Raw genomic sequence first — 24737 nt, forward strand, 5'->3', positions numbered from 1 at the left:
CGCGCGCGGCGTTTTTTATTCGGCGTGCTCAGCGTGTAATTTCAACACGCCTCGTGTGCAACGTTACAGCATGCCGGAGCCGAAGATCTCCGTGTGGATACGCGAAGCCTCGACGCCGCGGGCAATCAGCGCCTCGCGCTGTTCGCGCATGAACGCCACCGGGCCGCACAGGTAGTAGTCGGCGTCGGGCAGCAGCACATGTGCTTCGATGCGGCCGATATCGATGCGCCCTTCGAAGTCGTAGTCCACGCCCCGGCGGTCGTTTGCGCTGACTTCCTCGTAGAACACCGCGCGCTTGACGTTCGGGTACTCGGACACCGCGTGACGCAGAAAGTCACGGAAGGCGTGCACCTTCGTGTTGCGGCATGCGTGCACGAAGGTCACCTTGCGCTCGCTGCGCTCGGCGATCAGGGTGGAGAGCATCGACTTCATCGGCGTGATGCCCACGCCGCCGCTCATCAGCACGACCGGCGAGGTCTTCTTGCGATCGAGCGTGAACTCGCCCATCGGCGCGCTCACGTGCACCACCGCGCCTTCTTCCACGCCGTCGTGCATGATGTTCGACACATGGCCCGGCTCCACTTCGCCGCGGCCAGCCTCCCGTTTCACCGAGATGCGCAGCCACTTGCCGTGGGGCGCGTCCGAGAGGCTGTACTGGCGCGGCTGGTCCACGCCGAGCTTGTCGACGAAGCGTGTCACGCTGACATACTGGCCCGGCTCGAAGCCGCCTGCGGATGCACCGTCGGCCGGCGCGAGGTAGAACGAGGTGATTTCGTCGCTTTCGACCTGCTTGCGCATCACCTTGAACGGACGGAAGCCGCTCCACGAAGCGCCTTCGTACAGCTTCGCCTCGGTGCCGATCATGATGTTCGCGAGTTGCTCGTAGGCCACGGCCCAGGCGTCGAGCGTGGGCTGGTCCACGGCGTCGCCGAGCACGTCGACGACTGCGCCGAGCAGATGGCGGCCGACGATCGGATAGTGCTCCGGACGAATGTTCAGGCTCGCGTGCTTGTGCGCGATGTGCGTGACCGCACCGCCGAGCGCGCCCAGATTGTCGATGTTCGCCGCGTAGGCGTACACCGCGCGGGCGAGCGTTTCGGGCTGGCTGCCGCTTTGCTGATGCGTCTGGTTGAAGATGTTCTTGAGCTCGGGTTGAGCGGCGAACATCCGCTTGTAGAAATGCTTGGTGATCGTGGCGCCGTGCTCGGCGAAAACAGGCGCAGTGGCCTTCACGCGGGCCATCTGGTCGGCGGTAAGCGCAGTCATTTACGGCTTCTCCTTGTTAAAGATGCACATACAATACATCTTTAATGAGACAGGCCGCCCCAGGCATTTTGTCGCACCTCAGCCAATTCCTGATTGCGCGAGCGGTGAACGCGCGGCGGGTGGCCGTGGGCGGGCATCGATGGGACTTTTGCGGTGCGCGAAGCAGTGTTTTTCGGCGATGCGGGCGGTTGGACGGTAGACGTTTACGCAAGAGCGCACACCGTCCGGTCGGACGGTGCGCGCTGGCGCCCTTTTATGCCTTACTCGCTCTCGCGCTTGCCCGCGCCCCGGTCGTGCCGCCAGAGCACATCGCTGCCGCCCGCGGCCCGGTTGAGCACGCGGGCTAGCACGAACAGCAGGTCGGAGAGCCGGTTGACGTAGCGGCGCGGTGTATCGGCGAGCGGCGGACCCGAGTTTGCCGACGCGCCCAGTGCGACGACCGCGCGCTCGGCGCGCCGGCATACGGTGCGACACACATGCGCGAGCGCCGCCGCCCGCGAGCCGCCTGGCAAAATGAATTCCTCGAGCGGCGGCAGTGTGGCGTTGTAGTGCTCGAGCCAGCCGTCGAGCCGCGCGAGGTGTTCGTCGGTCACGAGCGTGTGGCCCGGTATGCACAGCTCGCCGCCCAGATCGAACAGGTCGTGCTGGATTGCAACGAGCGCCTCGCGGACGTCGGCGGGGAGCGTTTCGCAAAGCAACACGCCGATCTGCGAGTTCAACTCGTCGACGTCGCCAATCGCGGCGATGCGCGCGTCGTCCTTGCGCACCCGGCTGCCGTCGCCGAGTCCGGTCGAGCCGTCGTCGCCGGTGCGCGTTGCAATCTTGCTCAGGCGATTGCCCATGTCGTGCTCTCCGAAGCTGTAAATTCGCGCAGGTCGCGCATCACGCGCGCCCGGCGGCGTGGAGGTCGCCCACGCCTGCCGGCCCCATTATAGGATTCGTGCATCGCAGCATAAAGAGTGCGGCTTTGCGGCGCGGGCGTTGGGCGTAAAATGGTCCCAGTCAGAAGTCATACCCATACGAAGGAGACACTCGCGTGAATCACCCCGCGCCGCCGGCCCTCGCACGCCGCCCGTTCCCCACCGAACTCCTCGATCAACTGCGCAGCGCGTTCGGCGAACGCGTCTCCACCTCCGAAGCCGTACGCGCCCATCACGGCCGCGACGAATCGCCCTTCGACCCGCAACTGCCCGACGCCGTGGTGTTCGCACAGAGCACCGCGGATATCCAGACCATCGTGAAGCTGTGCGCCCGCCATGGCGTGCCGATCATTCCCTATGGCAACGGCTCGTCGCTCGAAGGTCACTTGCTGGCCGTCCAGGGCGGCGTATCGATCGACCTCTCGCAAATGAACCGCGTGCTCTCGGTCAACGCCGAAGATCTCACCGTGACCGTCGAGCCCGGCATCTCGCGCAAGCAGCTCAACGAAGCGCTGCGCGACACGGGTCTGTTCTTCCCGATCGACCCGGGCGCCGATGCGAGCATCGGCGGGATGACGGCCACGCGCGCCTCGGGCACCAACGCCGTGCGCTACGGCACGATGCGCGAGAACGTGCTCGGCCTCACCGCCGTGCTCGCCGACGGCCGCGTGGTCAAAACCGGCACGCGCGCGCGCAAGTCGTCGGCGGGCTACGACCTCACGCGCCTTTTCGTCGGCTCCGAGGGCACGCTCGGTGTGATCACCGAAATCACGGTGCGACTCTACCCGCAGCCCGAGGCCGTCTCGGCGGCGGTGTGCGCGTTCCCTTCGATGGCAGAGGCAGTGCGCACGGTCATCGAGACGATCCAGATCGGGGTGCCGATTGCGCGCGTGGAATTCATCGACTCGCTCGCGGTGCGCGCGATCAACAGGCATTCGAACCTCACGCTGCGCGAAAAGCACACGCTCTTCTTCGAATTTCATGGCACCGAGGCGGGTGTTGCCGAACAGGCGCAGCTCGTGCAGGAGCTTGCCGCGCAGCACGGCGGCGAAGGCTTCGAGTGGGCCACGCGCCCCGAGGACCGCAGCCGTCTGTGGAACGCGCGCCACAACGCCTACTTCGCGATGCTGCAACTCAAGCCCGGCTGCCGCGCCGTGACGACCGACGTGTGCGTGCCGATCTCCCGCCTCGCCGAATGCGTGATCGAGACGGAAACCGATCTCAAGGCCTCGCCGCTGCCCTGCCCGATCGTCGGTCACGTGGGCGACGGCAACTTCCACGTGGCGATCCTGATCGATCCGGACAAGCCCGAGGAAATCGACGAGGCCGAGCGCCTGAATCGCCGCATTGTGCAGCGTGCGCTCGCGATGGACGGCACCTGCACGGGCGAACACGGCGTGGGCCTGCACAAGATGGATTTCCTCGTCGAAGAGCACGGCACGGACACCATCGACACGATGCGCGCGATCAAGCATGCACTCGATCCGCACAACTTGATGAATCCGGGCAAGATCTTCAGCTGGGCGGTGTAACCGACAAGCGCTGAGAAGCGCACACAAGCGCAACAGACGGGAGGAGACATGAACGCACCCGAGGCGAACTTGCCCGAGCTGAGCCCCGAAGCGCTCGCGCAACGCCAGCGCGAGGTAGTCCAGGCGTTGATGGCCGTGCTGCCGGCGCATTGCCTGCTGCATCGCGAGGAGGACACCGTCGCCTATGATTGCGACGGCCTTGCCGCCTACCGGCGGCTGCCGCTCGCCGTGGCGCTGCCGGAGACCGAGTCGCAGGTGCAACGCATCGTGCAGATCTGCCGGCGCCTCGACGTGCCGGTCGTGCCGCGCGGCGCCGGCACCGGCCTCTCGGGCGGCGCGATGCCGATCCGGCACGGCATCGTGCTTTCGCTCGCGCGCTTCAAGCGCATCCTCGAAGTCGATCCGTACGCGCGCACAGCCACCGTGCAGCCCGGCGTGCGCAATCTGTCCGTTTCCGAAGCGGCGGCGCCTTTCGGTCTTTACTACGCGCCCGACCCGTCGTCGCAGATTGCATGCACGATAGGTGGCAACGTTTCCGAGAACTCGGGCGGCGTCCATTGCCTCAAGTACGGCCTCACGGTGCACAACGTGCTGCGCGTGCGCGCCGTCACGATGGACGGCGAGATCGTCGAATTCGGCTCGCTCGCGCCCGAAGCACCGGGCCTCGACCTGCTCGCGGTGATGATCGGCAGCGAAGGCATGTTCGCCATCGTGACCGAAGTGACCGTCAAGCTGATTCCGCGCCCGCAGACCGCGCAGGTCATCATGGCGAGCTTCGACGACGTCGTGAAAGGCGGCGACGCCGTGGCGGCCATCATCGCCTCGGGCATCATTCCGGCGGGCCTTGAAATGATGGACAAGCCGGCCACGCGCGCCGTGGAGGAGTTCGTGAATGCGGGCTACGACCTCGACGCCGCCGCGATCCTTCTGTGCGAAGCCGATGGCACGCCCGAGGAAGTCGCCGACGAGATCGCGCGCACGACCACGGTGCTGCGCGAGCAGGGCGCCACGCGCATCCAGATCTCGCGCACCGAGGAAGAACGCCTGCGCTTCTGGTCGGGCCGCAAGAATGCGTTTCCGGCGGCGGGCCGCATCTCGCCCGACTACTACTGCATGGACGGCACCGTACCGCGCCGCGCGATCGGGCCGCTGCTCGCGCGCATCCACGAGATGGAAAAGCAGTATGGACTGCGCTGCATCAACGTCTTCCATGCCGGCGACGGCAACATGCACCCGCTCATTCTCTTCAACGGCAACGACCTCGACGAATGGCACCGCGCAGAGGCCTTCGGCTCGGACATTCTCGAGACCTGCGTGGAGCTGGGTGGCACCGTGACGGGCGAGCACGGCGTGGGCATCGAAAAGATCAATTCGATGTGCGTGCAATTCTCGCCGCAGGAGCGCGATGCGTTTCATGCGGTGAAACACGCGTTCGACCCGGCCAGGCTGCTCAACCCCGACAAGGGCATCCCCACGCGGGCGCGCTGCGCCGAGTACGGGCGCATGCATGTGCGCGGGAATCTGCTGCCGCACCCCGAACTGCCGCGCTTCTGACAGACGCGCAAAGACGCGCCGGGCAGCGCGCCGTCTATGCATATCGCGTGACCCGCATGAGGGTCCGCTCCGGGTTGTCAGGCGAGGTTCGCTCAGTACAATCGAACGAACCATATAACGAACGGGCGCGACCATCACGACATGGAAGAGGACGACATCGTCTCGGACTGGTCCGAACGCATCCGGGCGGCGAGCGCCGATGGCCGGGCGCTGCGCATTCGCGGCGGGGGCACCAAGGACTGGTACGGCCAGTCGCTCGAAGGCGAGATTCTCGACACGCGCGCGCACCGCGGCATCATTGCCTACGACCCCGCGGAACTGGTGATTACGGCGCGCGCCGGAACACCGCTTGCGGAAATCGAAACGGCGCTCGCGGCCCACGGCCAGATGCTCGCGTTCGAGCCGCCGCACTTCGGCGCGCAGGCCACCTTGGGCGGCTGCATTGCAGCAGGCATCGCGGGGCCGCGGCGGGCGAGCGCGGGTGCACCGCGCGACTTTGTGCTGGGCGCGGTGCTCATGAACGGCCACGGCGAGGTGCTGCATTTCGGCGGCCAGGTCGTGAAGAACGTGGCGGGCTACGATGTTTCGCGGCTCATGGCGGGCTCGCTCGGCACGCTCGGCCTGCTGCTGGAGCTTTCGGTGAAGGTACTGCCGGTGCCGCAAGCGGAAACCACGCTCAAATTCGACATGAACGGCACCGACGCCGTGCGCAAGCTCAACGAATGGGGCGGCCGCCCGCTGCCGATGACGGCGAGCGCCTGGCGCAACGGCACGCTCGCGGTACGCCTCGCGGGCGCGGAAGCCGCGGTGAAGACAGCCCGCGCGAGCCTGGGCGGCGAAGTGGTGGACGCCGTGGAGGCCGAACGCTTCTGGGCAGGCCTGCGCGAGCAGACCGATCCGTTCTTTGCGTCGATTGCGCCCAACGCGGCGCTGTGGCGGCTCGCGCTGCCCTCGATCGCGGAGCCCCTGCAACTGCCGGGCGCGCAACTGATGGAATGGGGCGCCGCGCAGCGCTGGTGGATCACGGAAACCGACGCGCAAACGGTGCGTATCAGCGCGAAACAAGCCGGCGGACACGCGACCATGTTCCGCACGGGGCGCGACTACGACCGCAGCGCGGGCGTGTTCACGCCTTTGCCCGCGCCGCTCATGAAGATCCATCGCGGCCTGAAGGCCGCCTTCGACCCGGCCCGCATCTTCAATCGCGGCCGGCTGTATTCCGACTTCTGACGATACCCACACGCGGCGATGCAGACGAACCTCGCGGACTTCATACGCAACACCCCCGACGGCGACGAAGCCGACGCGATCCTGCGCAAGTGCGTGCATTGCGGCTTCTGCACCGCGACCTGCCCGACCTATCAGTTGCTCGGCGACGAGCTGGACGGGCCGCGCGGGCGCATCTATCTCATGAAGCAGATGGTGGAAGGCGCGCCGGTCACGAAGAGCACGCTCACGCATCTCGACCGCTGCCTTACGTGCCGCAGTTGCGAAACCACCTGCCCGTCCGGCGTGCAGTACGGGCGCCTCGTGGAAGTGGGCCGCAAACATGCTGAACAGATGGTGAAGCGCCCGCTGCGCCAGCGCGTCATGCGCCGCCTGCTCGCCGGCCTGCTGCCGCGCCGCGCCCTCTTCACGCCGGCCATGCGCCTCGGCCAGCAGGTGCGGCCGCTTCTGCCCAAGCGCCTGCGCGACAAGGTGCCCGTGCGCCAACGCTCGCTCGCGTGGCCCACGGCGAAGCACGCGCGCAAGATGCTGATGCTGCAAGGCTGCGTGCAGCCCTCGATGATGCCCAACATCAACATCGCGACCGCGCGCGTGCTGGACGCGCTCGGCATCGAAACGATCGTCGCGCCGCAATCGGGCTGCTGCGGCGCGATCCGCCTGCATATGGGCTACGCCGACGACGCGCTCGACGACGCGCGCGCGAACATCGACGCCTGGTGGCCCTATATAGAGCAAGGCGCGCAAGCGATCGTGATGAACGCCTCGGGCTGCGGCGCGACGGTGAAGGAATACGCGCACCTGCTGCGCGACGACGCGGCCTATGTGGAGAAAGCGCGCCGCGTGGTCGAACTCACCCGCGATCTTTCGGAGCTGCTGCCCGCCTTCGAGGAACAGCTCGTGGCCGCGACGAGGCGACGCGGCATCAAGACGGTGGCCTGGCATCCTCCCTGCACGCTGCAGCACGGCCAGCAGTTGCGCGGCGGCGTGGAGAGACTGCTCACCGCGCTCGGACTCGACGTGCGGCTGCCCACCGACAGCCATCTTTGCTGCGGCTCCGCGGGCACCTATTCGATCCTGCAGCCGCGCCTGTCTTATACGCTGCGCAACCAGAAAGTGGACCGGCTGCAGGCGCTGGAGCCGCAATTGATCGTTTCCGCCAACATAGGCTGCATTACCCACCTGCAAAGCGGCACGGCGATTCCGGTCACGCACTGGATTGAGCTGGTCGAACATATGCTGGCGACGAATTGAGCCCTAGGGAACGCAACCAGCATAACGAGACGCAAGGCGCGCCAACAGTCTGCCATTCGGCATAGCCTTTCTGGCCAGTGTTTCGCGCCATGCGCAGTCCGTATAATGGCCGTCGTTCAGTTCGTTTTGGATCCAAAAAGGCGGCGCGCGTCACTTCATGCGCCGGCCCTCGAGCCCGATGACCGATCTCTCCCACAATCTCGAAGCGGTCCGCGAGCGCATCGCCGCCGCCGCCCGCAACGCCGGCCGCGACCCGCAAAGCGTGGAGCTGCTCGCGGTTTCGAAAACCTTTCCTGCGCAGGACGTGCGCGCCGCTCACGCTGCCGGCCAGCGCGCGTTCGGCGAGAACTACGTGCAGGAATCCGTGGACAAGATCGAGACGCTCGCCGACTTGCGCGCGAGCATCGAATGGCATTTCATCGGGCCGCTCCAATCGAACAAGACACGCCCCGTAGCCGAGCGTTTCGACTGGGTCCATTCGGTTGATCGCCTGAAGATTGCCGAACGCCTTTCGGCGCAACGTCCCGCCGGCATGGCGCCGCTCAACGTCTGCCTGCAGGTCAACGTGAGCGGCGAGGCCAGCAAGAGCGGCGTCACCCCGCAGGAAGCGCAGCAGGTCGCGCGCCAGATCGCCGCCCTGCCCAACCTGCGCCTGCGCGGGCTCATGTCGATTCCCGAGCCGGAATCCTCGCTCGAGGCTCAACGCGCGCCGCACCGCCAGCTGCGCGAGCTGTTCGAAGCGCTACGCGCAGATGGCCTCGCGCTCGACACGCTCTCCATGGGCATGTCAGCTGACCTGGAAGCCGCGGTGCTCGAAGGCGCGACGATCGTACGCGTGGGCACCGCGATTTTCGGCGCGCGCGACTACTCTCACTGATTCACTGAACGATTCCATCACCATGAAAATTGCCTTCATCGGCGGCGGCAACATGGCGGCCGCACTCATCGGCGGCCTGATCCGCAAGGGCGTTCCCGCCGACAACCTCTATGCGATCGATCCGAACGAGGACGCCCGCAAGCGCAGCGCCGAGCAGTTCGGCGTGCGCACAGGCGCCGCCGCGGACGCCGCGCTCGCTTCGTACGACGCGGTTCTGATCGCGGTGAAGCCGCAAATCGCTAAGGCCGTGGCCGAAGGCATCGCCCCGCACCTGGGCGCCAATCAGGTCGTCATCAGCATCATGGCCGGCATTCGCATCGACGACCTCTCTCGCTGGCTGAACGGCCACGCGCGCGTCGTGCGCACGATGCCGAACACGCCCGCGCTGATCGGCATGGGCGCAACCGGCCTCGTCGCGAGCAGCGGCGTGGACGCCGCGGGGCGGCAGCTCGCGTCGGATGTGCTCGGCGCAGTGGGCCAAACGGTCTGGTTCGACGACGAAGCGAAGATCGACGCGGTCACGGGCATCTCGGGCAGCGGCCCGGCCTACGTGTTCTACTTCATCGAAGCGCTCGAAGAAGCGGCGCGCCAGCTCGGCATGGACGAGCAGCAAGGCCGCGCGCTCGCCATCGCCACGTTCGCGGGCGCGGCGCAACTCGCGCTGCAATCGGACGAGCCGCCCGCCGTGCTGCGCGAGCGCGTGACCTCCAAGGGCGGCACGACCGCCGCCGCGCTCGCGTCGTTCGATGCTTCGGGCGTGAAGGCCGCCATCGTCAAGGGTGCGCTCGCGGCCGATGCGCGCGCGAAGGAAATGGGCGAGGAATTCGGCAAGCAGTAAGTCTGCCGCGCAGTCCAGATAGAAAAAGCGCCGGGTGTGTCATGCACCCGGCGCTTTTTTTTATCGACCTGGCCTCAGAGTCCCGCGACGGCGTAGTGGGCCGCAATCCCGACGAACAGCGCGCCGCCCAGCCAGTTGTTGTGGCGGAATGCGGCGAAGCACGGCATGCGCTCGCGGTTCCTGATGAGCGTGTAGTGGTAAATGGCGCAGCCCACGGCGGCCGCCCACCCGAGCCAGTAGAGCCAGCCGAAACCCAGCGTCACGCCCACCCACACGTAAATGCCGAGCGTGGCCGCATAGCAGAGCATGATCGCTAGCACGTCGAAGCGGCCGAACGTGAGCGCCGAAGTGCGAATGCCGATCTTGATGTCGTCGTCGCGATCGACCATCGCGTATTCGGTGTCGTAGGCCACGGACCAGAACACGTTCGCGGCCAGCATGATCCACGCGAGCGCCGGCACGTGAGCCTGCACGGCGGCGAAGGCCATGGGAATGCCGAAGCCGAAGGCAATGCCCAGATACGCCTGGGGAATTGCGAAAAAGCGCTTGGTGAACGGATACGACGCCGCCACGAAGAGCGCCACGACCGAAAGCTGCTTCGTCAGAGCATTGAGCGGCAGGATCAGCAGGAACGACACGAGCGCGAGGCCCGCGGCAATAGCCACCGCTTCCCACGCGCGAATGCGGCCCGACGTGATGGGGCGTTCAGCCGTGCGCTTCACGTAGCGATCGAAGTCGCGGTCGGCGTAGTCGTTGATCGCGCAGCCCGCCGAGCGCATCAGCACGGTGCCGACCGTGAAAATGATCAGCAGCGAGAGGGGCGGATGGCCGTCCGAGGCGATCCACAACGCGTTGAGCGTCGGCCACAGCAGCAGCAGGCTGCCGATCGGCTTGTCCATGCGGACGAGCCGCAAATAGAGCGGGAGTCGGGCGAACATGATCGGGGCGGGAAAAGCGATGCCGCTATTGTAGGCCAGGGCGGCGCGCTGTCGCCGCGAGCCGCACCCGCGCAAATACAAAGGCCCGCCGGACATCTGGCGGGCCTTTCATCGTGCTGGATCATGCTTCGGGGGCAGCGCGCAGGCGCCGCATCGGCATCAGGCCAGCAGCGAGCGCAGCATCCACGCGGTCTTTTCGTGCGTCTGCATGCGTTGCGTGAGCAGGTCGGCGGTCGGTTCGTCGTTGGCCGCTTCCGTCGACGGGAAGATCGCGCGCGCGGTGCGCACCACGGCTTCCTGGCCTTCCACCAGCTGGCGGATCATGTCTTCCGCGGCCGGCACGCCGTCCGCTTCGGGAATCGACGAGAGCTTCGCGAATTCCTTGTAGCTGCCCGGCGCATGCACGCCCAGCGCACGAATACGCTCGGCGATGGCGTCGACAGCCAGTGCGAGTTCGTTGTACTGCCCTTCGAACATCAGGTGGAGCGTGTTGAACATCGGCCCCGTGACGTTCCAGTGAAAGTTGTGCGTCTTCAGATACAGCGTGTAGGTGTCCGCGAGCAGGCGCGAGAGACCCTCCGCGATCTTCTTGCGATCCTTGTCGCTGATGCCGATATTCACGTGCTGTACGGTTGCTTTTTTGGCCATGACGACTCCTTGTGTCGCAGTGAGACTACGCGTGCTTGACGAACGGGTGGCGACGCGCCCGCATTTCAACGGCCGTGCGCGAACGCTCGATCGGTCGTCAGTGTAGCCTGGAAATATCAGAAACCCGGCTCATCCGGCCCTACTGTCCAGCAACGTGCCCGGCTCGTTCAGTGTCCTGCAAGATGTGCGAAGGCTTGCGTGGCGATCGCCACGAAACCGCTCGCCACGGTCGCGAAGCCCACCGCGCGACGCACCAGCTGCGTACCTTCTGCGCGCGTGCGCGCCATCGTCGCGGCCTCGCCGCGTCCCATGGTCTTGAGGGTCATCGTCATCGTTCGGGTCATGATCGTGCTCCTTTGGTGTTTCCTCGAAGTCCTGCTTCGGGCGCGGCTCGCTGTCTCAACGTTGTGACAACAAACCGCGCCCGTGTCCTTACTTCGCCAGCTTCGCGATCGCGTCGATCACGCCTTGCCCATACGCCGGATCGGCGCGGCGGAAGTGCTCGATCTGACGCTGCACGATCTCCGCGGGCACGCCGTCGATATGCCGCGCGATGTTCGCGAAAAGCCGCTCGCGCTGGCCCGCGTCGAACAACCGGAACAACGCGCCCGGCTGGCTGTAGTAGTCGTCGTCTTCGCGGTGATCGTAGTGATCGACCGCACCGGCCGCGAGCGGCGGCTCGCCCGCCTGCGGACGCTGCGCGAAGTCGCCGAAACGGCTCGGTTCATAGTTCACGTTGCCGCCCAGGTTGCCGTCGGTGCGCATTGCGCCGTCGCGATGGAACGAGTGGAGCGGGCAGCGCGGCGCGTTCACCGGAATCTGGTGATGGTTCACACCGAGGCGATAGCGCTGCGTGTCGCCATACGAGAACAAACGCCCCTGCAACAAGCGATCCGGTGAGAAGCCGATGCCCGGCACCACGTTCGCCGGCGTGAAAGCGGCCTGCTCGACATCGGCGAAATAGTTCTGCGGATTGCGGTTCAGCTCGATCGTGCCCACGTCGATCAGCGGATAGTCCTTGTGCGGCCACACCTTCGTGATATCGAACGGGTTGTACGGGACCTTCGCGGTAGCGGCCTCGGGCATCACCTGAATGCGGAAATTCCACTTCGGGAAATTGCCCTTCTCGATCTCGTTGAAGAGATCGCGCTGCGCCGATTCGCGGTCCTGAGCAATCACCTCCGCCGCTTCCGCATCGCTGTAGTTCTCCACGCCCTGCGCCGACTTGAAGTGGAACTTCACATAGAAGCGCTCGTTGTTCGCGTTGATGAACGAGAACGTGTGCGAGCCGAAGCCGTGCTGCTGGCGATAGTTCTTCGGAATGCCGCGATCGCTCATGAGGATCGTCACCTGATGCAGCGACTCCGGATGACGCGACCAGAAGTCCCACGCGGCCACGTTATTGCGCATGTTGGTGCGCGGATCGCGCTTTTGCGTGTGGATGAAGTCCGGGAACTTGAGCGGATCACGAATAAAGAACACCGGCGTGTTATTGCCGACGATGTCCCAGTTGCCTTCTTCCGTGTAGAACTTGATCGAGAAGCCGCGCACGTCGCGCTCGGCGTCGGCCGCGCCGCGCTCGCCCGCCACGGTCGAAAAGCGGATGAAGAGCGGCGTTTCCTTGCCAACTTCGCCGAATACTTTCGCCTTCGTGTAGCGCGAGACGTCGTGCGTGACCTTGAGCGTGCCGAACGCGCCCGAGCCTTTCGCGTGGACGCGGCGCTCGGGAATCACTTCGCGGTCGAAGTGCGCGAGCTTTTCGAGCAACCACACGTCCTGGAGCATCACGGGGCCACGCGGACCGGCGGTGAGCGAGTTCTGGTTATCGACGACGGGTGCGCCGGCTGCCGAAGTGAGAGTACGGTCGGTCATGCTGGATTCCTTGCTTGCGTGTGTGTTCTGGAATTCGGTGAAATCTGCTTCGGGATGGCGCGAGGCCGTCAGGCCGACAGCGCTCTGTCGACGAGCAGCGAGAACCACACGGTGCGAAGGCCAGAATGGGCGCGTGCCGAGGTGCTCGGGGTGTTCGGGGTGGTGGTTTGCATCGTTTCCTCCAGGTTTCCGGTGGGGATCGGTTAGAGGAAACTTTATCAACGACTATCGATATCTGTAATTTGATTTACTAAATCTATCGGATAGACGCAGGTTATTGGGGTCGCAAGAAACGTAAGACGGGGAATGGCGACGCGGGCGATTGCCGCGCGCGCGAGGAAAGCGCCGCGCACCCGGAAGCGCACGGCGCGATTTGCGTCAGGCCGCCTCTGCAGGCGCCTCGATCTTCTTCACGCCGGGCAGCTCGCAGGCGTGAATGGCGTCGACGATCGCCTCGATCGCCGGCATGCGCGTGAAGCTCTTGCGCCACGCGAGCACCACACGGCGGTCCGGCACGGGTTCGTCGAATGGCACGTAGGAAAGCAGCCCGGAATCCACGCCGCCCGCGTGCGGCTTCACCTCGGTCACCGACATGCGCGGCAGCACGGTAATGCCCACGCCGCTCGCGACCATATGACGAATGGTCTCCAGCGACGAGCCTTCGAATGTCTTCTGGATGCCGTCGGCGTTCTGCGAGAAACGCATCAGCTCGGGGCACACGCCCAGCACGTGGTCGCGGAAGCAATGGCCGCTGCCGAGCAGCAGCATGGTTTCCTGCTTGAGATCATCCGGATCGATCTTCGGACGCTGTTCCCACGCATGGCCCGACGGCAGCGCCACGACGAACGGCTCGTCGTAGAGCGGCCGCAGCGTGAGGCCGGTTTCGGGGAACGGCAGCGCCATGATCGCCACGTCGATCTCGCCCTGCTTGAGCAATTCGATGAGCTTGAGCGTGTAGTTCTCCTGCAGCATCAGCGGCATTTGCGGCACGCGCTTGATCATCTGCTTGACGAGCGTGGGCAGCAGGTAGGGCCCGATCGTATAGATCACGCCCAGGCGCAGCGGCCCGACGAGCGGGTCCTTGCCCTGCTTGGCGATTTCCTTGATCGCGAGCGTCTGTTCGAGCACGCGCTGCGCTTGCGTGACGATCTGCTCGCCGATGGGCGTGACGCTCACCTCGCTCGTACCGCGCTCGAAGATCTGCACGTTCAGTTCGTCTTCGAGCTTCTTGATGGCGACCGAAAGGGTCGGCTGGCTCACGAAGCAGGCTTCCGCAGCCCGTCCGAAGTGGCGCTCTCGGGCTACCGCGACAATGTATTTCAATTCAGTGAGCGTCATTCGGGGACCAATCAAAAAAGGTGAATCAATAGCTTGTAGTTATACACCTATGGCGGTGATTCGCCAATAATCAACACCCCTATGCGGGGCGTGATCAACGCAAAAGGGTCAGACGGCGTAGGCGCGCGCAGGTTCCGCGCAAGGGACTAACAGTTGGAATCGCAGTCGGACTATTCACGCTTTCAAGTACTGCTCGCGGGCGCCGAGCCAACGGTTCAGGTGCTGCGTGACGACGAGCGGAAACTCGTGCAGCAGACGATCGGCTGCGCCGCGCGCGGGCTCGATCAGCCAGGCGTCCGTCTCGAGGTTCGCGAAGCGCAGCATCGCCGCGCCAGATTGACGCGCGCCCAGGAATTCGCCGGGGCCGCGGATTTCGAGGTCCTTGCGCGCGATTTCGAAGCCGTCGGTGGTCTCGCGCATGGTTTGCAGGCGCGCGCGGCCCGTGAGCGACAACGGCCCGGTGTACAGCAGCACGCACACCGAAGCGGCGCTGCCCCGCCCCACGCGCCCGCGCAACTGGTGCAATTGCGCGAGGCCGAAACGCTCGGCGTGCTCGATCACCATCAGCGAGGCGTTGGGCACGTCCACGCCTACTTCGATCACCGTCGTCGCCACGAGCAGCTGCACCTCGTTGCGTGAGAACGCATCCATGACGGCGGCCTTGTCCGTGGAAGCGAGGCGGCCGTGCACGAGCCCGACGGTGAGCTCCGGCAGCGCGGCTACCAGCGTTTCGTAAGTCTCGACGGCCGTTTGCAGCTGCAACGTCTCGCTCTCCTCGATCAGCGGACATACCCAGTACACCTGACGACCCGTGAGCGCCGCCGCGCGCACGCGCGCGATCACTTCCTCGCGGCGCGCGTCGGAAATGAGTTTCGTGAGGATTGGCGTGCGGCCGGGCGGCAATTCGTCGATGGTAGAGACGTCGAGATCCGCGTAGTAGGTCATGGCGAGCGTACGCGGGATCGGCGTGGCCGACATCATCAACTGATGCGGCTGGAACTCGCGATGCGTCTCGCCAGGCGCTTTCGCATTCTGCGCCTTGGCGCGCAGCGCGAGCCGCTGCTCGACGCCGAAGCGATGCTGTTCGTCGACGATCACGAGGCCAAGCCGCGCGAATTCCACGGCCTCCTGAATGATCGCGTGCGTGCCGATCACGAGTTGCGCCGTGCCGAGCGCCGCAGCTTCGAGCGCCGCGCGCTTTTCCTTGGCCTTGAGGCTGCCCGCGAGCCACGCCACCTGCACGCCGAGCGGCTCGAGCCAGCCGCGCAGCTTGCGCGCGTGCTGTTCCGCGAGGATTTCGGTGGGCGCCATGAGCGCGGCCTGGTAGCCGGCGTCGATGGCCTGCGCCGCCGCGAGCGCCGCGACCACGGTCTTGCCGCTGCCCACGTCGCCTTGCAGCAGACGCTGCATGGGATGCGGCTGTTCGAGATCGTTGGCGATCTCCGCCACCACGCGCTCCTGCGCGCCGGTGAGCTTGAAGGGCAGCGCGGCGCGCAGACGCGCAAGCAGCGTCTCATCGCTCTTGCGGCCCGCGATGTGGCGAGCCATCGCGGGCGCAGCGCGCGTGCGGCGCTCTTCGTGCGCGCGCTTGAGCGACAATTGCTGCGCGAGCAACTCCTCGAACTTGATACGCGTCCAGGCGGGATGCGTGCCGTCGATCAGCTCGTGCTCGTCGGCGTTCACGGGCGGGTGGTGCAGCGTCTTTACGGCGTCCATCAACGGCGGCAGGTTCAGCGGCTCCATGAACTCGTGCGCGACCGCATCGGGCAGCAGTTCGGGCAGATGCGCGCGCGAAAGCGCGTTGTCGATCGCCTTGCGCAGATAGGCCTGGCTCACGCCCGCCGTGGACGGATACACGGGCGTAAGCGCCTGCGGCAGCGGCGCGTCGCCCTCCACGACCTTCACCGCCGGATGCACCATCTCCATGCCGAAGAAGCCGCCGCGCACGTCGCCGCGCACGCGCAGGCGCTTGCCGATCGCCATCTGCGTGACCTGCGAGCCGTAGAAGTTCAGGAAGCGCAAATGCAGCTGATCGCCGTTGTGATCCTCGAGCTTCACGACGAGCTGGCGGCGCGGGCGGTAGGCGATCTCGTTGTCGAACACCACACCTTCGGTTTGCGCGATGCCGCCCGGCAGCAGTTCGCCGATGGGCGTGAGCGTGGTTTCGTCCTCGTAGCGCATCGGCAGATGCAAGACGAGATCGATCTCGCTGCGCAGACCGAGTTTGGCGAGCCGGTCGGCGGTTTTGGTGAGCTTGGGCTTGTCTTTGGCCGCGGCTTTTTCCACGGCTTTTTCGGCGGCTGGGTCCGCCGACTTCTTCGCGGCGCGTTTGCGCGCCGGCGGTGCGGCCCCTTGCGTCGCGTCCGCTTGCCGCTTGCGCTCGCCGTCCTCGGGCGTGCGCACGTTGTCGGGCGCCTCGCTCGCGGAATCGGCTTCGGACATCAATCGGCTAACGGATTGGGGCATGGGCAGCTTCGCAAGTACAATATCGGCTTTCCGGCATGGCGCGGCGCGTGCAGCGCGACGGCCTCTGCCATCGGGCACGCCGCGCGCATCGCTATCGCGCACGTCCCGCAATCATAGCCTTTCGTCACGCACGATCGGCCATTGCAGCCGCTTTTTGGGGCACAACCGCTTGACGGTTCGGCTCCATGAAGCCGCCGCACGCCGGGCCTCCGGCGCATTTCCGTTACTTCAGGCCGCATGTTCAAGCTTTCCGATTTCGATTTCGACCTCCCCGAAGAACTGATCGCGCAGACCGCCCTGCCCGAGCGCAGCGCGAGCCGTCTGCTCGAGGTCGATAACACGACGCAGTTGCCGGGCCAACCCGCGCGTCTGACCGACCGCCGCTTTTCCGACCTGCCCGCGTGCATCGCGCCGGGCGACTTGCTCGTCTTCAACGATACCAAGGTGCTGAAGGCGCGTTTCTTCGGCCAGAAGGCCAGCGGCGGCAAGATCGAGGTGCTCGTGGAGCGCCTGACCGGCTCGCGTACGGCGCTCGCGCAGATCCGCGCAAGCAAGAGCCCGGGCCCGGGCACGGTGCTGCGCCTTGCCGATGCGTTCGACGTGACGGTGGGCGAGCGCGTCGATCAGTTCTACACGCTGCACTTTCCGGACGACTGCCTCACGCTGATCGAGCAGCACGGGCGTCTGCCGCTGCCGCCCTACATCACGCACGACGCCGACGCGAGCGACGAAACGCGCTATCAAACGGTGTTCGCGCAGAATCCGGGCGCGGTGGCCGCGCCCACGGCGGGCCTGCACTTCGACGACGCCCTGCTCGCGCAACTCGACGCGCAAGGCGTCGAGCGCGCCACGCTCACGCTGCACGTGGGTGCGGGCACGTTCCAGCCGGTGCGCGTGGAGAACATCTCCGAGCACAAGATGCATAGCGAGTGGTATGAGCTGCCGCAATCGCTCGTCGACAAGATCGCGGCCACGCGTGCGCGCGGTGGCCGCGTGATCGCGGTGGGCACGACCTCGATGCGCGCGCTCGAAGCCGCTGCGCGCGACGCCGCGAACGAGAACCGCGCGCTCGCGGCAACGCAGGCGGAAACCGATATCTTCATCACGCCTGGCTACAAATTCCGCGTGGTCGACCGGCTCGTGACGAACTTCCACCTGCCGAAATCCACGCTGCTGATGCTCGTTTCCGCGTTCGCCGGTATCGAAACGATACGCGCGGCGTACCGTCACGCGATCGCCGAACGCTATCGCTTCTTCAGTTACGGTGACGCGATGCTGTTGACGAAAACCGACGACGCGCTCAACAAGTAGCACACACGCTTTCCCGGCCGTCGCGCGACCTACCAGCAACGCGCGGCGGCGTTTCACCAATTGCGCCGGACTGTTTTCCGGTGGCACAGGAGTCAACCGTATGACCGACGGTCATCAAAACAACGCACGCGCCGAACACGGCGCCTATCTGGGCGAACGCCCGCAAAATGGCCTGAAATTCGAACTGCTCGGCACCGACGGCCTCGCCCGCCGCGGCCGCGTCACGCTCAATCACGGCGTAGTCGAAACGCCGATCTTCATGCCGGTGGGCACCTACGGCACCGTGAAGGCCACGCAGCCGCGCGAGCTCGAAGAGATGAAGGCGCAGATCATCCTCGGCAACACCTTCCACCTCTGGCTGCGCCCGGGCCTCGAAACGATCGAGGCGCACGGCGGCCTGCATCGCTTCATGGGGTGGAATCGGCCGATCCTCACGGATTCGGGCGGCTTCCAGGTGTTCTCACTCGGCGACCTGCGCAAGATCTCGGAAGATGGCGTGCGCTTCGCCTCGCCCGTGAACGGCGACAAGCTGTTCCTCTCGCCCGAAGTGTCGATGCAGATCCAGAAGGTGCTGAACTCCGACATCGTCATGCAGTTCGACGAGTGCACGCCCTACGCGACCAACGGCGTGCCCACCACGCACAAGGAAGCCGCGGATTCGATGCGCATGTCGATGCGCTGGGCGCAGCGCTCGATCGACGAGTTCAACCGTCTCGGCAATCCGAATGCACTCTTCGGCATCGTGCAGGGCGGCATGTTCGAGGACCTGCGCGACGAATCGCTCGCCGGCCTCTCGCAGATGCCGTTCCACGGCTACGCGATCGGCGGTCTTTCGGTGGGCGAACCGAAGGAAGACATGATGCGCGTGCTGGAACACATCGCGCCGAAGCTGCCCGCCGACAAGCCGCACTACCTGATGGGCGTCGGCACGCCGGAAGACCTGGTGGCGGGCGTGGCCTCGGGTGTCGACATGTTCGATTGCGTGATGCCCACGCGCAACGCGCGCAACGGCTGGATCTTCACGCGCTTTGGCGACATCAAGATCCGCAACGCCGTGCACCGCAACTCGCTGCGCCCGCTCGACGAACAATGCGGCTGCTATACCTGCCGCAACTTCACGCGCGGCTACCTGCACCACCTGCACCGCGTGGGCGAGATCCTCGGCGCGCAGCTCAACACGATCCACAATCTGCACTACTACCTGGAGCTGATGAGCGAGATGCGCGCGGCGATCGAGACGAAGACGTTCGCGGCGTTCCGCCAGCGCTTCGCCGAGCAGCGCGCACGCGGCGTGGACTGAGAGGGCGTCTCACGACGGTGCGTCCCGTACCGGCCGCGAAACATTACAATGACCTTTCGCGACAATGACACCGACAACGCAGGCAGTCCGCGCGCGCCGCCCGGTTTTCACGCGCACGCATGTCGCGTCGGGGCGGATCCGCGATAAGCACTTGATCGCAAAGCCAAAGTTGCGTCATCGTCGCGATGAATGCCGGTGGTAGAATAACCGGCTCGCTTTTTGATCGTAAAAAACGGAGAGACCAACGTGTCGTTCATTTCCAATGCCTTCGCGCAAGGCAGTGCAGCAGGTGGTGCCGAATCGAGCCTCATGAGCTTCCTGCCGCTCATTCTGATGTTCGCCGTGCTGTACTTCATCATGATCCGTCCGCAGATGAAGCGCCAGAAGGAACATCGCAACATGCTCTCGGCCATGGCCAAGGGCGACGAAGTGATCACGAGCGGCGGCATCGTCGGCAAGGTGACCAAGGTCAGCGAAGCCTACGTCGGCGTCGAAATCGCGGATGGCACGGAAATCACCGTGCAGAAGTCGTCGGTCTCGACCATCCTGCCGAAGGGCACGATCAAGTCGCTGTAAAGCTTCACGGTTTCCCCGAGGCCGTTGCCTCCGAAAGAACGGCCTCGCGCCTCCGGCCCGCCCTCGCAGCCACTGACCAGCAAACATCAATGCAGGTACGCCCCGAAGGCAACGCCGGACGCGCACGCAGCGCTTAAGGCCATTCCCCTCCCCCGTTGGGTCAACCAATGAACCGTTATCCCCTCTGGAAATATGTCGTGATGCTGGTGGCGCTCGTCATCGGCTTCGTGTACACATTGCCCAATTTCTTCGGCGAAGCGCCTGCCGTCCAGGTGTCGAGCGGTAAAGCCACCGTCAAGCTCGACTCGGGCACGCTCGCCCAGGTCGAAGCCGCAGTCGCCGCGAACAATATCCGCGCGACCGACGTGACGTTCGACAACTCGTCGATGAACGCGAATATCCGCGTGCGCGTCGCCGACACGGACACGCAGCTGCGCCTGAAAGATGCGCTGAACAAGGCGCTGAACGCCGACCTGAACGACCCGCAGTACATCGTCGCCCTGAACCTGCAGAGCGCTTCGCCGCGCTGGCTCACGTCGCTGCACGCGCTGCCGATGTACCTCGGCCTCGACCTGCGCGGCGGCGTGCACTTCCTGCTCCAGGTCGACATGAACGGCGCGCTCAACAAGAAGCTCGACTCCGACGCTTCGGACGTGCGCACGCTCCTGCGCGACAAGAACATCCGCGACGGCGGCGTGAACCGCGTCAACCAGTCGGTGGTCGTCAATTTCGCCGACGCCGATACGGCCGAGCAGGCGCGCAACGTCCTCGCGGGCTCGGGCGGCATCACCGAACTGCATTGGACCTCGCAGAACAACCCCGAAGGCGGCGTGCAGCTCGTCGGCACGTTCACGCCGGCGGTGAAGACGGCGGTTCAGCAAGCCGCGCTCAAGCAGAACATCCAGACGCTGCACAACCGCGTGAACGAGCTTGGCGTGGCCGAGCCCGTGATCCAGCAGCAAGGCGACGACCGCATCGTGGTCGAGCTGCCGGGCGTGCAGGACACCGCCAAGGCGAAGGACATCATCGGCCGCACGGCGACGCTCGAAGCGCGCCTCGCCGACCCGATGGGTCTGCATCCGGACGTGAACGCGCCGGTGCCGCCGGGCGACGAGCTCTTCACGCAAGGCAACGCCGCGCCGGTGCTGCTGCGCAAGCAGGTGATCTTCACCGGCGACCGCATCATCGACGCCTCGGCGGGCTTTGACGAGCATCAGCGTCCGTCGGTCAACATCCGCCTCGATTCGGCGGGCGGCCGCGCCGTGCGCGCGGTCTCGCGCGACAACATCGGCAAGCCGATGGCGATGGTGCTGTTCGAAAAGGGCAAGGGCGAAGTGCTGACGGTGGCGACCATCCAGTCGGAACTGGGCGACCGCTTCCAGATCACGGGCCAGCCCACGCCGCAGGCCGCCGCCGACCTCGCGCTGCTGCTGCGCGCAGGGTCGCTCGCCGCGCCGATGGACATCATCGAGGAACGCACGGTTGGCCCGAGCCTTGGCGCGGACAACATCCGCAAGGGTTTCGACTCGGTGATCTACGGCTTCGCCGCCATCGCCGTGTTCATGATCGCGTACTACATGCTGTTCGGCGCGATCTCGATGATCGGCCTGTCGGTGAACCTGCTGCTGCTCGTGGCCGTGCTCTCCATGCTGCAGGCCACGCTCACGCTGCCGGGTATCGCGGCTATTGCGCTGGCGCTCGGTATGGCGATCGACGCGAACGTGCTGATCAACGAGCGCGTGCGCGAAGAACTGCGCAACGGCGCGCCGCCGCAGCTGGCCATCCAGAACGGCTACGCACACGCCTGGGCGACGATTCTCGACTCGAACGTGACCACGCTCATCGCCGGTCTCGCGCTGCTCGCGTTCGGTTCGGGCCCGGTGCGGGGCTTCGCGATCGTGCACTGTATCGGCATTCTCACGTCGATGTTCTCGGCCGTGTTCTTCTCGCGCGGTCTCGTGAACCTCTGGTACGGCGGCAAGAAGAAGCTCAAGTCGCTCGCGGTGGGTCAGGTGTGGCGTCCGGAGCCCGATGAAGGCACGCCCGCGCTCGCCGGCGCCGATGCCGGCACGGACACGGGCCGCGCCGTTGCGGCCACCACCGGCACCGCCCGGCGCGAACCGGCCAAGGCCGGCGCGAAGGGCGCCGCACGCGCCAAACCGGTCGTACGCCGCCGCGATCCCCAGGGCGGCTCCGGCAACAACACCGGCTCGTCCCGCTGATACGGAGTCAAGACCATGGAATTTTTCCGCATCCGCAAAGACATCCCGTTCATGAAGCACGCGTTGATCTTCAACGCGATCTCGCTCCTGACCTTCATCGCGGCGGTGTTCTTCCTCTTCCACCGCGGCCTGCACCTGTCGATCGAATTCACGGGCGGCACGGTCATTGAAGTGCAGTATCCGCAGGCGGTGCCGCTCGAGCCGCTGCGCGACTCGCTCACGAAGATCGGCTACGGCGACGCTCAGGTGCAGAACTTCGGCACCTCGCGCGACGTGCTGATCCGCCTGCCGCTCAAGCAGGGCCTGAGCTCGGCGCAGCAGAGCGACCAGGTGATGTCCACGCTCAAGGCGGCTGAACCGCAGGTGCAGCTGCAGCGCGTGGAGTTCGTCGGCCCGCAAGTCGGCAAGGAACTCGCGACCGACGGCCTGCTTGCGCTTGCCTGCGTGGTGGCGGGCATCGTCATCTACCTGTCGTTCCGCTTCGAATGGAAGTACGCCGTGGCCGGCGTGATCGCGAACTTGCACGACGTCGTGATCATCCTGGGCTTCTTCGCGTTCTTCCAGTGGGAGTTTTCGCTCTCGGTGCTCGCGGCCGTGCTAGCCGTGCTCGGCTACTCGGTGAACGAATCGGTCGTTATCTTCGACCGGATTCGCGAGACCTTCCGGCGCGAGCGCAAGATGAGCGTGACCGAAGTCATCAACCACGCGATCACCAGCACGATGTCGCGAACCATCATCACCCACGGCTGTACGCAGATGATGGTGCTCTCGATGTTCTTCTTCGGCGGCCCGACGCTGCACTACTTCGCGCTGGCGCTGACGGTGGGTATTCTCTTCGGCATCTACTCGTCGGTGTTCGTCGCGGCGGCGCTCGCGATGTGGCTCGGCGTGAAGCGCGAAGACCTCATCAAGGACAAGAAGGAAAAGTTCGATCCGAACGATCCGAACGCGGGCGCGCAGGTTTAAGCGGCGCACCAGCAAAAAAGCCGGTTCTTGCGAACCGGCTTTTTTTTCGTGCCTGCGCAACGGCCTTCGCCGCGCTGCCGCGCTTGCCTACTGCTTGATGCCTTCGGCCTGGATATGCAGCGTGGTCGTCATCTTGAAGCCGTACTTCTTGCCCGAGTCCATGCCGAAGTCGTCACGGTTGAATGCGGCCTCGGCCTCCACGCCGCACACCTCGCGTTTGAGCACCGGGTGCTGCATGCACTTGAACGACGCGATCTCGAGCTTGAGCGGCCGCGTCACGCCGTGCAGCGTGAAGTCGCCGATCACCTCCTTCGGCGTGTCTCCATTGAAGACGATGCGCGTGCCCTTGTAGGTGGCCGTGGGGTACTTCGCGACATCGAGAAAGTCGTCGCCCACCAGATGCTGGTCGAGCTGCGGATTGCCGGTCTGGATCGACGCCGGATCGATCGTCACGTCCACGGTGCCCGTCTTCGCCGCGCGGTCCAGCGTGACCATGCCCGTGGTCTTCGTGAATTTGCCCCGCCACGTGGACAGACCGCCGAAATGGTCGGCCTCGAAGCTCGGAAACGTGTGATTCGGATCGAGCTGGTAAGTATCAGCGGCGTGCGCGGCTTGCGTCACCAGGGCGGCGAGCGACACGGCGCCTCCTGCGGCCATCCATACGAGCTTGTTCAAAAGCACCTCCTCGGAGCCGTCGATCTACTTGTGCGCGACGACGATATGAAATTTGATGAGCACTTCGTCGGCGACGATCGAGGTGTCCTTCCACTCGCCGGTGCCGATGTCGAACGCGAGCCGGTGAATCGGCAACGTGCCGTCGAAGGTCTGCGTGCCACCTTGCTGCGTGAGCACGACGGGCACGGCCACGTCCTGCGTGTGCCCCTTGATCGTCAGTTTGCCGCTCACGCTGTACTGGTTCGTTGCGGTCGGCGCGATGGCGGTCGAGACGAACGTTGCCTGCGGGAACGTCTTCGCGTCGAACCATTCGGGCCCGTGCACCGAATCGTTGTAGGTCGGGTCTCCCAGATCATAGCTCGCCGTGTCGACCGTGATCTTCGCGCTGCCGCCAGCGGGTTTGGCCGGATCGAAGGCGATCTGCGCGTCGAACTTCGTGAAGCTGCCCTGGACCGGCACGTTCATCTGGCGCGAGACCGCGACGATCGTGCTCTTCGCCGCGTCGAGCTGCGCTTGGGCGGCCCCGCCCGCGAGCAGCGCCGCAGCGGCGCCGGCCCACACTGCCGCGGCCCCGACCGCCGGCCGCCACCGATAAGAACGAATCCACCTCGACAAGGCTTCCATGATCGTCTCGCTTTGATTGCGTAGTCATTGGCTTCGTGGATGGGCAGCGGCCACCTTGCTCAGCCATGCATGCTCCATGCCCGAAAGATAATCCAAATTGGCTGACTGCAAACATCTGGAGATAAGGGCCGGCTCTGCGCCGGGCTCGCACACGCTCGCGGCGCAAACGTGGCACACTTCGCAGCCCGCTCGCCGCCCACGCGAGCGCCGCTTGATTGGCTAGCCCGCGGCTAGCCCCCGACTCACCCGCGGCTTACTCGCGGTCGAACCGGCAGCAGCCCCGGCAGCCGCCCGCCAGCGGCCGCGGCTCGCTCCGGCACGCCGCCGGGCGCGTTT

21 protein-coding genes are annotated in these 24737 nt (G+C 65.5%); 11 read left to right on the forward strand and 10 right to left on the reverse strand.

The window, feature by feature from the left end; translation table 11 throughout:
• Positions 1 to 63: 63 nt before the first annotated feature.
• The gene (hmpA, locus tag M3I53_RS02780) at positions 64 to 1266 is read right to left on the reverse strand and encodes an NO-inducible flavohemoprotein (protein WP_254314455.1); all 1203 of its coding nucleotides are present in this window, start codon (positions 1264 to 1266) and stop codon (positions 64 to 66) included.
• Between the two features lie 260 nt (positions 1267 to 1526).
• Entirely contained in the window at positions 1527 to 2108 is a 582-nt protein-coding gene (locus M3I53_RS02785; RefSeq protein WP_254314456.1) for a cob(I)yrinic acid a,c-diamide adenosyltransferase, read from the reverse strand.
• 194 nt (positions 2109 to 2302) lie between these two features.
• On the opposite strand from M3I53_RS02785, the gene M3I53_RS02790 reads away from it, so the two are divergent.
• The 6 genes from M3I53_RS02790 (at position 2303) to proC (ending at position 9465) form a co-directional block, all read left to right on the forward strand.
• Positions 2303 to 3718, forward strand: coding sequence for an FAD-binding oxidoreductase (locus tag M3I53_RS02790; RefSeq protein ID WP_254314457.1), 1416 nt, complete (start codon positions 2303 to 2305; stop codon positions 3716 to 3718).
• Between the two features lie 48 nt (positions 3719 to 3766).
• Positions 3767 to 5272 (forward strand): FAD-linked oxidase C-terminal domain-containing protein, encoded by a 1506-nt coding sequence (locus tag M3I53_RS02795; protein ID WP_254314458.1) that lies wholly within the window; start codon positions 3767 to 3769, stop codon positions 5270 to 5272.
• Positions 5273 to 5413: 141 nt separating this feature from the next.
• Positions 5414 to 6502, forward strand: coding sequence for a glycolate oxidase subunit GlcE (glcE, locus tag M3I53_RS02800; protein WP_254314459.1), 1089 nt, complete (start codon positions 5414 to 5416; stop codon positions 6500 to 6502).
• An 18-nt stretch (positions 6503 to 6520) separates the two neighbouring features.
• The gene (glcF, locus tag M3I53_RS02805) at positions 6521 to 7750 is read left to right on the forward strand and encodes a glycolate oxidase subunit GlcF (protein WP_254314460.1); all 1230 of its coding nucleotides are present in this window, start codon (positions 6521 to 6523) and stop codon (positions 7748 to 7750) included.
• 178 nt (positions 7751 to 7928) lie between these two features.
• Entirely contained in the window at positions 7929 to 8627 is a 699-nt protein-coding gene (locus tag M3I53_RS02810) for a YggS family pyridoxal phosphate-dependent enzyme (protein WP_254314461.1), read from the forward strand.
• A 22-nt stretch (positions 8628 to 8649) separates the two neighbouring features.
• Positions 8650 to 9465, forward strand: a complete 816-nt coding sequence (gene proC / locus M3I53_RS02815; RefSeq protein ID WP_254314462.1) for a pyrroline-5-carboxylate reductase — start codon at positions 8650 to 8652, stop codon at positions 9463 to 9465.
• Between the two features lie 74 nt (positions 9466 to 9539).
• Here the strand turns inward: proC and ubiA are convergent, their stop codons facing one another.
• The 6 genes from ubiA to recG form a co-directional block, all read right to left on the reverse strand.
• Entirely contained in the window at positions 9540 to 10403 is an 864-nt protein-coding gene (gene ubiA, locus M3I53_RS02820) for a 4-hydroxybenzoate octaprenyltransferase (protein ID WP_254314463.1), read from the reverse strand.
• A 159-nt stretch (positions 10404 to 10562) separates the two neighbouring features.
• The gene (locus tag M3I53_RS02825; protein ID WP_042262475.1) at positions 10563 to 11051 is read right to left on the reverse strand and encodes a Dps family protein; all 489 of its coding nucleotides are present in this window, start codon (positions 11049 to 11051) and stop codon (positions 10563 to 10565) included.
• Positions 11052 to 11218: 167 nt separating this feature from the next.
• On the reverse strand, positions 11219 to 11395 hold the full coding sequence (locus M3I53_RS02830) for a hypothetical protein (protein ID WP_254314464.1): 177 nt from the start codon (positions 11393 to 11395) through the stop codon (positions 11219 to 11221).
• A gap of 88 nt (positions 11396 to 11483) precedes the next feature.
• Positions 11484 to 12923, reverse strand: coding sequence for a catalase (locus M3I53_RS02835; RefSeq protein WP_254314465.1), 1440 nt, complete (start codon positions 12921 to 12923; stop codon positions 11484 to 11486).
• 378 nt (positions 12924 to 13301) lie between these two features.
• Positions 13302 to 14261 (reverse strand): hydrogen peroxide-inducible genes activator, encoded by a 960-nt coding sequence (locus tag M3I53_RS02840; protein WP_069268466.1) that lies wholly within the window; start codon positions 14259 to 14261, stop codon positions 13302 to 13304.
• Positions 14262 to 14435: 174 nt separating this feature from the next.
• Positions 14436 to 16805: an ATP-dependent DNA helicase RecG gene (recG, locus tag M3I53_RS02845; RefSeq protein ID WP_375542461.1), complete on the reverse strand. Its 2370-nt coding sequence runs from the start codon at positions 16803 to 16805 to the stop codon at positions 14436 to 14438.
• Between the two features lie 159 nt (positions 16806 to 16964).
• On the opposite strand from recG, the gene queA reads away from it, so the two are divergent.
• The 5 genes from queA to secF all read left to right on the forward strand — a co-directional run bounded on the left by queA (position 16965) and on the right by secF (position 23102).
• Complete coding sequence (queA, locus tag M3I53_RS02850) at positions 16965 to 18038, forward strand: tRNA preQ1(34) S-adenosylmethionine ribosyltransferase-isomerase QueA (RefSeq protein ID WP_254314467.1); 1074 nt, start codon at positions 16965 to 16967, stop codon at positions 18036 to 18038.
• Between the two features lie 100 nt (positions 18039 to 18138).
• Positions 18139 to 19338, forward strand: a complete 1200-nt coding sequence (gene tgt / locus M3I53_RS02855; protein ID WP_158756992.1) for a tRNA guanosine(34) transglycosylase Tgt — start codon at positions 18139 to 18141, stop codon at positions 19336 to 19338.
• 246 nt (positions 19339 to 19584) lie between these two features.
• Positions 19585 to 19914 (forward strand): preprotein translocase subunit YajC, encoded by a 330-nt coding sequence (gene yajC, locus M3I53_RS02860; RefSeq protein ID WP_028201984.1) that lies wholly within the window; start codon positions 19585 to 19587, stop codon positions 19912 to 19914.
• 167 nt (positions 19915 to 20081) lie between these two features.
• Entirely contained in the window at positions 20082 to 22136 is a 2055-nt protein-coding gene (gene secD, locus M3I53_RS02865; RefSeq protein WP_254314468.1) for a protein translocase subunit SecD, read from the forward strand.
• Positions 22137 to 22151: 15 nt separating this feature from the next.
• Complete coding sequence (secF, locus tag M3I53_RS02870; protein WP_069268461.1) at positions 22152 to 23102, forward strand: protein translocase subunit SecF; 951 nt, start codon at positions 22152 to 22154, stop codon at positions 23100 to 23102.
• An 87-nt stretch (positions 23103 to 23189) separates the two neighbouring features.
• Here secF and M3I53_RS02875 read toward each other — a convergent pair whose 3' ends face one another.
• Both M3I53_RS02875 and M3I53_RS02880 read right to left on the reverse strand, forming a co-directional pair.
• Positions 23190 to 23759 carry a YceI family protein gene (locus M3I53_RS02875; protein ID WP_254314720.1) on the reverse strand — a complete coding sequence of 190 codons (570 nt, stop codon included), beginning with the start codon at positions 23757 to 23759 and terminating at the stop codon, positions 23190 to 23192.
• Positions 23760 to 23801: 42 nt separating this feature from the next.
• Positions 23802 to 24401: a YceI family protein gene (locus tag M3I53_RS02880; RefSeq protein ID WP_254314469.1), complete on the reverse strand. Its 600-nt coding sequence runs from the start codon at positions 24399 to 24401 to the stop codon at positions 23802 to 23804.
• Positions 24402 to 24737: the final 336 nt, after the last annotated feature.

The sequence above is a fragment of the Paraburkholderia sp. CNPSo 3272 genome (assembly GCF_024206495.1).
Lineage (GTDB): Bacteria > Pseudomonadota > Gammaproteobacteria > Burkholderiales > Burkholderiaceae > Paraburkholderia.